General features: G+C 40.9%; 9 protein-coding genes. All 9 read left to right on the forward strand.

What is annotated here, in order from left to right; all coding sequences use genetic code 11:
- Positions 1 to 271 precede the first annotated feature (271 nt).
- Entirely contained in the window at positions 272 to 550 is a 279-nt protein-coding gene (locus ADM33_RS00945) for a hypothetical protein (RefSeq protein WP_049502780.1), read from the forward strand.
- Between the two features lie 107 nt (positions 551 to 657).
- Positions 658 to 1,248 carry a methyltransferase gene (locus ADM33_RS00950; protein WP_152906786.1) on the forward strand — a complete coding sequence of 197 codons (591 nt, stop codon included), beginning with the start codon at positions 658 to 660 and terminating at the stop codon, positions 1,246 to 1,248.
- Positions 1,245 to 2,528, forward strand: coding sequence for a pyrimidine-nucleoside phosphorylase (locus tag ADM33_RS00955; protein ID WP_049502782.1), 1,284 nt, complete (start codon positions 1,245 to 1,247; stop codon positions 2,526 to 2,528). The genes ADM33_RS00950 and ADM33_RS00955 overlap by 4 nt, the downstream gene beginning before the upstream one ends.
- Before the next feature lie 17 nt (positions 2,529 to 2,545).
- Positions 2,546 to 3,208 (forward strand): deoxyribose-phosphate aldolase, encoded by a 663-nt coding sequence (gene deoC, locus ADM33_RS00960; RefSeq protein ID WP_049502783.1) that lies wholly within the window; start codon positions 2,546 to 2,548, stop codon positions 3,206 to 3,208.
- Positions 3,195 to 3,584: a cytidine deaminase gene (locus tag ADM33_RS00965; RefSeq protein WP_049502784.1), complete on the forward strand. Its 390-nt coding sequence runs from the start codon at positions 3,195 to 3,197 to the stop codon at positions 3,582 to 3,584. The genes deoC and ADM33_RS00965 overlap by 14 nt, the downstream gene beginning before the upstream one ends.
- A 90-nt stretch (positions 3,585 to 3,674) precedes the next feature.
- Positions 3,675 to 4,730 (forward strand): BMP family lipoprotein, encoded by a 1,056-nt coding sequence (locus tag ADM33_RS00970; protein ID WP_049502785.1) that lies wholly within the window; start codon positions 3,675 to 3,677, stop codon positions 4,728 to 4,730.
- Between the two features lie 141 nt (positions 4,731 to 4,871).
- Positions 4,872 to 6,401, forward strand: a complete 1,530-nt coding sequence (locus ADM33_RS00975; protein WP_049502786.1) for an ABC transporter ATP-binding protein — start codon at positions 4,872 to 4,874, stop codon at positions 6,399 to 6,401.
- Entirely contained in the window at positions 6,401 to 7,459 is a 1,059-nt protein-coding gene (locus ADM33_RS00980; RefSeq protein ID WP_000038693.1) for an ABC transporter permease, read from the forward strand. Before ADM33_RS00975 ends, ADM33_RS00980 begins: the two co-directional genes overlap by 1 nt.
- 2 nt (positions 7,460 to 7,461) lie before the next feature.
- Positions 7,462 to 8,418: an ABC transporter permease gene (locus tag ADM33_RS00985; protein WP_049502787.1), complete on the forward strand. Its 957-nt coding sequence runs from the start codon at positions 7,462 to 7,464 to the stop codon at positions 8,416 to 8,418.
- Positions 8,419 to 8,487 lie beyond the last annotated feature (69 nt).

The raw sequence follows: 8,487 nt of genomic DNA on the forward strand, positions 1-8,487 counted from the left end.
GACAAGTTTGGAAATCCTGACACAAACTTATCAGTTGGGCTTTTATCTAAACATCTTGTTGGGAATCCTGTTGATAATTAAGTATTTGAAGTTAAAGCAATAGTAATCAAAATGAATCTGATTATAGACAATAAATTTGTTGTTTTTTCCTGACTGTGATACCTTGTAGCTCTCAATGACTTGTCATTCGTTGCCAATAATTGATAGAGATTGAGAAAAAGCGCTTTCTTTGTTAAAATATAGGGGGGAAAACCTATAAAGGAGGACTAAGATGAAAGCTAGATTAAGAGAAAAGACGCTGGTTTTGTCCAGCCTATTTGTAGTTGTTTTATGGTTATCACCAAACTGGGTGAATTTCTCCTTTACGATAGGAACTCAGAGCTATAACTGGACCACTTTTGTTTTGTTTATCTTATTACCCCTCATAGGTCTTGGCTACCTTGTGCTAGCTTTCTTTAAACGAAAGTGTTGGCTCTTCTTTTTTGGTCTTGCTTGCATTTTTGCTTTTCCGATTACCATGGCAGTTGGGAGCTTTTTACTAGGTCCCTAATGTTAATCCGAATTTATATTATTTTTGAGAAAATACAATGTGATTTAAGGGCTTGCTACCTTTGTAAACGATTTACAAATAACTTATTTTTATGGTAAAATAGTGTCATGAGTAAAATGTATTATGCAGAAAATCCAGATGCAGCCCATGATGTTCATGAGCTTAGAGTTGAGCTACTTGGGCAAAAGATGACCTTTTTGACAGATGCTGGTGTCTTTAGTAAAAAAATGATTGACTTTGGAAGTCAGTTGTTGTTAAGATGTCTAGATATTGAAAAAGGTGAAAAAATTCTTGATGTTGGTTGTGGCTATGGTCCGATAGGTTTGTCTTTGGTTAAGGCTTATGGTGTCCAAGCGACAATGGTGGATATCAATAACCGTGCTCTGGATTTAGCCCAGCAAAATGCAATGAAAAACAAGGTTCAAGCGACTATCTTCCAGTCTAATATTTATGAGCAGGTAGAAGGACAATTTGACCATGTCATTTCGAATCCTCCTATACGTGCTGGCAAGCAAGTAGTCCACGAAATCATCGAAAAAAGTATAGACTTTTTAGTAGATGGTGGAGATTTGACTATTGTTATCCAGAAAAAACAAGGAGCCCCAAGTGCCAAAAGTAAGATGGAAGACGTATTTGGCAATTGCGAGATTGTAAAGAAAGATAAGGGATATTACATCCTTAGAAGTGTAAAAGAATGAGAGCAGTAGATCTAATCCAGAAAAAAAGAGACGGACAAGAACTCAGTTCCAGTGAAATCCAATGGTTGATTGAAGGCTATGTGGCAGGAAGTGTTCCTGACTACCAGATGTCAGCATTTGCCATGGCAGTTTACTTCCAAGGAATGACTACGAGAGAAATTTCTGATTTAACCATGAATATGGTTAAGACAGGCCAGGAGTTTGATTTGTCAGCTATAGATGGTGTGAAGGTTGATAAACACTCTACGGGTGGTGTTGGTGACAAGGTAACTTTAATCCTAGCACCCTTGGTAGCTAGTTTTGATGTCCCAGTGGCTAAGATGAGCGGTAGAGGTTTGGGGCATACCGGTGGTACTATCGATAAATTAGAATCCATCAAAGGTTTTCAGATTGAACGAAGTCAGGATGAATTTATCAAACAAGTTCAAGATATTGGTGTTTCAGTTATTGGGCAATCCGATCAACTGGTTAAGGCTGACAAACTTCTCTATGCCCTTCGTGATGTGACGGCAACAGTGGATACCATTCCCTTGATTGCTAGTTCGGTCATGAGTAAAAAAATTGCAGCTGGAGCTGATGCTATCTTACTTGATGTAACAGTGGGTGAAGGTGCCTTTATGAAGACAGTTGATGAGGCACGCCAACTGGCTCAAACCATGGTAAACCTTGGTAAGGCTGTAGGTCGTAAGACAGTAGCAGTTATTACTGATATGAGTCAACCTTTGGGACGTGCCATTGGTAATCGTTTAGAAATCCTAGAAGCTCTGGAAATTCTTCAAGGTAAAGGCCGTCAAGATATTAGCCACTTTATCTGTGAGTTGGCCCAGATTATGTTATCATTAGCAAATGTTGAAAAAACTATTGAGGAAGTAAGGCAACATCTTGAAAATGGTAAGGCTCTCAAGAAATTTGAAGAGATGGTTCTAGCTCAGGGTGGAGACCTAGAAGGCCTCTATCGTCCAGTAAAAGTTGACCATGTAGTTGATATTCCTGCTCAAGAAGACGGACTTATCGCAGAACTTCCAGCCATGGAGTTTGGTCTTTTTGCTATGAGATTGGGTGCTGGTCGTGCCGTTAAAACAGATGCTCTTGACTATGAGACAGGGATTGTTTTTGAGAAGAAAGTTGGAGAATCAGTCAAAAAGGGTGAAATTGTCGCAAAAGTATATACAAATGGGAAAATTTCTCCGGAACTAGTTACAGATTTCCAAAATTATGTTAAAATTAAGATAAGTGATGAAGCGATAAAAACGCGTGAAATCATTGAAATCATCTCCTAATTTAAGGAAAAACCGAAATGAAATTAAATAAATACATTGATCATACGCTTTTAAAGCAAGATGCTACCGAACAGCAAATCGATCGTTTGCTATCTGAAGCAAGAGAGTACGATTTTGCCAGTGTTTGTGTCAATCCTTGCTGGGTTTCGCATGCAAGAACTGCACTCGTAGATACTGATGTCAAGGTTTGTACAGTAGTAGGATTCCCGCTTGGAGCTACAACTTCAGCAGTCAAAGCTTATGAAACCAAAGAAGCAATCCAAAATGGTGCTGACGAAATTGATATGGTTATCAATGTTGGTGCACTCAAATCAGGAAATGCTGCAGTAGTTGAGTCAGACATTCGAGCTGTTGTTGAAGCAAGCGGAGATAAACTCGTTAAGGTTATTATCGAGGCTTGTTTGTTAACTGATGAGGAAAAAGTTTTGGCTTGCCAACTCGCTCAAAAGGCAGGGGCAGACTTTGTCAAAACTTCTACTGGTTTCTCAACAGGTGGAGCAACCCTATCGGATGTTCAATTGATGCGCCAGACAGTTGGTCCTGATATGGGGGTTAAGGCTGCTGGTGGAGCTCGTTCTTATGCAGATGCAGTTGCCTTTGTTGAAGCTGGAGCTACTCGTATCGGAACATCTTCTGGTGTAGCAATCTTAAAAGGAGAGTTAGCAGATGGCGACTACTGAGTTGATTGACTTAGCGATTGAGACTAGTAAAAACGCCTATGTACCCTATTCACATTTTCCGATTGGTGCTGTTTTGGTTGCCAAGGACGGCAGTGTTTATACAGGATGCAATATTGAAAATGCTAGCTACCCCTTGACCAACTGTGGTGAGAGAACAGCTATTTTTAAAGCTATCTCCGAAGGACAACGTGAGTTTTCAGAATTGATTGTTTACGGTCAAACTGAGAAACCTATTTCTCCTTGTGGAGCTTGTCGCCAAGTTATGGTCGAATTTTTTGAACAAGATCTAAAGGTGACTCTAGTTGCCAAAGATAAATCGACGGTCGAGATGACGGTCGGGGAATTACTTCCATACTCATTTACAGACTTGCAATAGTCTGTGTCACTCTTTGAGTGACAAGGGTCCTTGTGGCCAATCAATCCATACTTGCAACTTCGTTGCGCATCTTATTTAGGAGGTTCAGTAATGAACAAGAAACAATGGCTAGGCCTTGGTCTAGTTGCAGTAGCAGCATTTGGACTTGCTGCATGTGGTAATCGCTCTTCTCGTAACGCAGCTTCTTCATCTTCTGATTTGAAGACTAAAGCAGCTATCGTTACAGATACTGGTGGTGTTGACGACAAATCATTCAACCAGTCAGCTTGGGAAGGTCTTCAAGCTTGGGGTAAAGAGCACAATCTTGCAAAAGATAAAGGATACACATACTTCCAATCAACAAGTGAAGCTGACTACGCTAACAACTTGAACCAAGCAGCAGGAAGCTACAACTTGATCTTCGGTGTTGGTTTTGCCCTTCACAATGCAGTTGAAGAAGCAGCGAAAGAACATGCAGATTTGAACTATGTTTTGATCGACGATGTGATTAAAGATCAAAAGAACGTAGCAAGCGTAACATTTGCTGATAACGAAGCAGCTTACCTTGCAGGTGTAGCAGCAGCTAAAACTACTAAAACAAAACAAGTTGGTTTTGTAGGTGGTATGGAATCTGAAGTTATTTCTCGTTTCGCAGCTGGTTTCAAAGCTGGTGTTGAGTCAGTTGACCCATCTATCAAAGTACAAGTAGACTATGCTGGTTCATTTGGTGATGCCGCTAAAGGTAAAACAATCGCTGCAGCTCAATACGCTGCAGGTGCAGACGTAATCTACCAAGCAGCTGGTGGTACTGGTGCAGGTGTCTTCTCAGAAGCTAAATCTTTGAATGAAAGCAAAAACGAAGGCGAAAAAGTTTGGGTTATCGGTGTAGACCGTGACCAAGTTGACGAAGGTAAATATACTTCTAAAGACGGTAAAGAATCAAACTTCGTACTTGCTTCTACTTTGAAACAAGTTGGAACAACAGTTCAAGATATCGCAAACAAAACTGAAAAAGGTGAATTCCCTGGCGGTCAAGTGATCGTTTACTCATTGAAGGATAAAGGGGTTGATCTAGTAACAACTAACCTTTCTGAAGAAGGTAAAAAAGCTGTTGAAGATGCAAAAGCTAAAATCCTAGATGGCAGCATCAAAGTTCCTGAAAAATAATAGATAAAAGTCATTTCTTAGGGGAGCGGCCTGTGGCCGCTTCTTTAAGAATTGAGACAAATTGTTTTGTCTCAATAGAGCTTGCTAAATCTCTTTAGCAGGTTTTATTGAAATAAAATAAAACTCTGAAAGGAAGAGCACATGGCACACGAAAATGTCATTGAGATGCGTGAAATTACCAAAGTTTTCGGTGAATTTGTCGCTAACGACAAGATTAACCTTGAACTTCGTAAAGGTGAAATTCATGCACTTTTAGGAGAAAATGGAGCTGGGAAGTCCACTCTTATGAACATGCTAGCAGGGCTTCTAGAACCAACTAGTGGTGAAATTGTGGTCAACGGTCAAGTTGTAAAACTAGACTCGCCATCAAAAGCAGCTAGCTTAGGAATTGGGATGGTTCACCAGCACTTTATGTTGGTAGAAGCTTTCACAGTTGCTGAAAATATCATTTTGGGAAGTGAATTAATCAAAAATGGTGTCCTAGATATTGCTAGAGCAACTCGAGAAATTCTTGAATTATCAGAGCGTTATGGTCTTGCTGTGGATCCTTCTGCCAAAGTAGCAGATATCTCTGTTGGTGCTCAACAACGTGTTGAAATCCTAAAGACACTTTATCGTGGTGCCGATATTCTCATCTTTGATGAACCAACGGCCGTTTTGACGCCATCAGAAATCGATGAGTTGATGGCCATCATGAAGAACCTGGTCAAAGAAGGCAAATCAATTATCTTGATTACCCACAAGTTGGATGAAATTCGTGCGGTTTCTGACCGTGTTACAGTTATCCGTCGTGGTAAATCTATCGAAACAGTTGAGATTGCTGGTGCGACTAATGCTGACTTGGCAGAAATGATGGTAGGGCGTTCAGTTTCCTTCAAAACTGTGAAGCAGGCACCTCAACCAAAAGAAGTTGTACTGTCCATTAAAGACTTGGTTGTTCATGAAAACCGTGGCGTTCCTGCTGTTAAAAATCTCTCACTCGATGTTCGCGCTGGTGAGATTGTCGGAATTGCCGGTATTGATGGAAATGGTCAGTCTGAATTGATCCAAGCTATCACAGGACTTCGTAAGATTGAGTCTGGTAGTGTGGAATTGAAAGGTCAGTCCATTGTAGGATTGCATCCACGTCAAATTACTGAACTGAGCGTTGGTCACGTTCCGGAAGACCGTCACCGTGATGGTTTGGTCTTGGAAATGATGATTTCTGAAAATATCGCTCTTCAAACCTACTATAAAGAACCTCTTAGCAAAAAGGGAATTTTAAATTATACGAATATCATTGACTATGCAAAAAAATTGATGCAAGAGTTTGATGTTCGCGCTGCTAGCGAGATTGTTTCAGCTTCAGCCCTTTCTGGAGGAAATCAACAAAAAGCAATTATCGCTCGGGAGATTGATCGAAATCCGGATCTCCTCATCGTAAGCCAACCAACTCGTGGTTTGGACGTCGGTGCCATTGAGTACATTCACAAACGCTTGATTCAAGAACGTGATAATGGAAAAGCTGTCCTTGTAGTCAGCTTTGAACTAGACGAGATTCTAAATGTCTCAGATAGAATCGCTGTTATTCATGATGGTAAGATTCAAGGGATCGTAACACCAGAAACAACCAACAAGCAAGAACTTGGTGTCTTGATGGCTGGTGGTGAATTGGAAAAAGGAGAAGAGTGATGTCTAAAAAATTACAACAAATTTCGGTTCCCTTGATTTCTGTTATCCTTGGAATCTTGCTTGGAGCCATCGTCATGTGGATTTTTGGCTACGATGCTATTTGGGGTTATGAAGAGTTGTTCTACACAGCCTTCGGTAGTGTTCGTGGAATCGGTGAAATTTTCCGTGCCATGGGACCATTAGTCTTGATTGCTCTTGGATTTGCAGTTGCGAGTCGTGCTGGCTTCTTTAACGTTGGTCTTCCAGGACAAGCACTCGCTGGTTGGGTTATGAGTGGTTGGTTTGCTCTTTCGAATCCGGATTTACCACGTCCATTGTTGATTCTTGCGACAGTTGTCATTGCGCTGGTTGCTGGAGGAATTGTTGGCGCCATTCCTGGTATTTTAAGAGCTTATCTTGGAACATCTGAAGTTATCGTAACCATCATGATGAACTACATTGTTCTCTATACAAGTAATGCCTTTATCCACTCTTTCCCTAAAGATATCATGCAAAGTACAGACTCATCAATCCGAGTAAGTGCAAACGCAACTTATCAAACACCTTGGCTTGCTGAGTTAACAGGAAACTCTCGTATGAATATTGGGATTTTCTTTGCCATCATTGCAGTTGCAGTTATCTGGTTCTTGCTTAAGAAGACAACTCTCGGTTTTGAAATCCGTGCAGTTGGTCTCAATCCAAATGCTTCTGAATACGCAGGGATTTCAGCGAAACGCACCATTATTCTATCAATGATTATTTCTGGTGCTCTTGCAGGTCTAGGTGGAGCTGTAGAAGGACTCGGTACCTTCCAAAACGTCTATGTTCAGGGTTCATCATTGGCAATCGGATTTAATGGTATGGCGGTAAGTCTACTTGCTGCAAACTCACCGATTGGAATTCTCTTTGCAGCCTTCTTGTTCGGAGTGCTTCAAGTTGGAGCCCCTGGTATGAATGCAGCACAAGTACCATCAGAGCTTGTAAGTATCGTTACAGCCTCAATTATCTTCTTTGTCAGCGTTCACTACATCATCGAACGCTTTGTCAAACCAAGAAAACAACTTAAAGGAGGTAAATAAGGATGTCGATTACAACAATGTTAACCCTTATGGTTTCTTCAATGTTGATTTATTCAGCACCACTTATTTTCACAAGTATCGGAGGCGTTTTCTCTGAACGTGGTGGAGTTGTTAACGTTGGACTTGAAGGAATCATGGTTATGGGTGCCTTTTCTGGAGTTGTGTTTAATCTTGAATTTGCACAAGATTTGGGAGCATTAACTCCTTGGTTGGCTTTGCTAGTTGGTGGATTAGTTGGAGCTATCTTTTCACTGATTCATGCAGTAGCTACAGTTCATTTCCGTGCTGACCATGTTGTCAGTGGTACCGTACTTAACTTGATGGCGCCAGCCTTGGCTGTTTTCTTAGTCAAAGTGCTTTATAACAAGGGACAAACGGATAACTTAACGCAAACTTTTGGACGTTTTGATTTCCCTCTTTTGGCTAATATCCCAGTTATCGGAGATATCTTCTTCAAGTCAACAAGTTTACTTGGTTACCTAGCAATTGCCTTCTCATTCTTAGCATGGTTTGTCCTCTTTAAAACTCGCTTTGGACTTCGCCTCCGTTCAGTTGGTGAACACCCACAAGCAGCAGATACTTTGGGGATTAATGTCTACAAGATGAGATATCTTGGAGTTTTGATTTCAGGTTTCCTTGGAGGAATCGGTGGAGCTATCTACGCTCAGTCAATTTCCGTTAACTTCTCAGTTACTACCATCGTTGGACCTGGATTTATCGCACTTGCTGCTATGATTTTCGGTAAGTGGAATCCTGTTGGAGCTATGCTTTCAAGTCTCTTCTTCGGACTATCACAAAGTTTGGCAGTTATCGGTTCTCAACTTCCATTCTTGCAAGGAGTTCCAGCCGTTTACTTGCAAATTGCACCATATCTCTTGACCATTGTCGTTCTAGCAGCCTTTTTTGGTAAAGCAGTTGCACCGAAGGCAGATGGTATCAACTATATCAAATCTAAATAAACAAAAAAGGGCTCTTTGTCAACTGTAGTGGGTTGATGAAAAGTTATAACCTGGAGAGGACCAACTTGG

The sequence above is a fragment of the Streptococcus oralis genome (assembly GCF_001075875.1).
GTDB lineage: Bacteria > Bacillota > Bacilli > Lactobacillales > Streptococcaceae > Streptococcus > Streptococcus oralis_I.

Bases quoted from the DNA above. Each gene is read 5' to 3' on its own strand.
- ADM33_RS00980 (WP_000038693.1), top strand. From the start codon at position 6,401: ATGTCTAAAAAATTACAACAAATTTCGGTTCCCTTGATTTCTGTTATC.
- ADM33_RS00945 (WP_049502780.1), top strand. From the start codon at position 272: ATGAAAGCTAGATTAAGAGAAAAGACGCTGGTTTTGTCCAGCCTATTT.
- ADM33_RS00950 (WP_152906786.1), top strand. From the start codon at position 658: ATGAGTAAAATGTATTATGCAGAAAATCCAGATGCAGCCCATGATGTT.
- ADM33_RS00975 (WP_049502786.1), top strand. From the start codon at position 4,872: ATGGCACACGAAAATGTCATTGAGATGCGTGAAATTACCAAAGTTTTC.
- ADM33_RS00985 (WP_049502787.1), top strand. From the start codon at position 7,462: ATGTCGATTACAACAATGTTAACCCTTATGGTTTCTTCAATGTTGATT.
- ADM33_RS00970 (WP_049502785.1), top strand. From the start codon at position 3,675: ATGAACAAGAAACAATGGCTAGGCCTTGGTCTAGTTGCAGTAGCAGCA.
- ADM33_RS00965 (WP_049502784.1), top strand. From the start codon at position 3,195: ATGGCGACTACTGAGTTGATTGACTTAGCGATTGAGACTAGTAAAAAC.
- ADM33_RS00955 (WP_049502782.1), top strand. From the start codon at position 1,245: ATGAGAGCAGTAGATCTAATCCAGAAAAAAAGAGACGGACAAGAACTC.
- deoC (WP_049502783.1), top strand. From the start codon at position 2,546: ATGAAATTAAATAAATACATTGATCATACGCTTTTAAAGCAAGATGCT.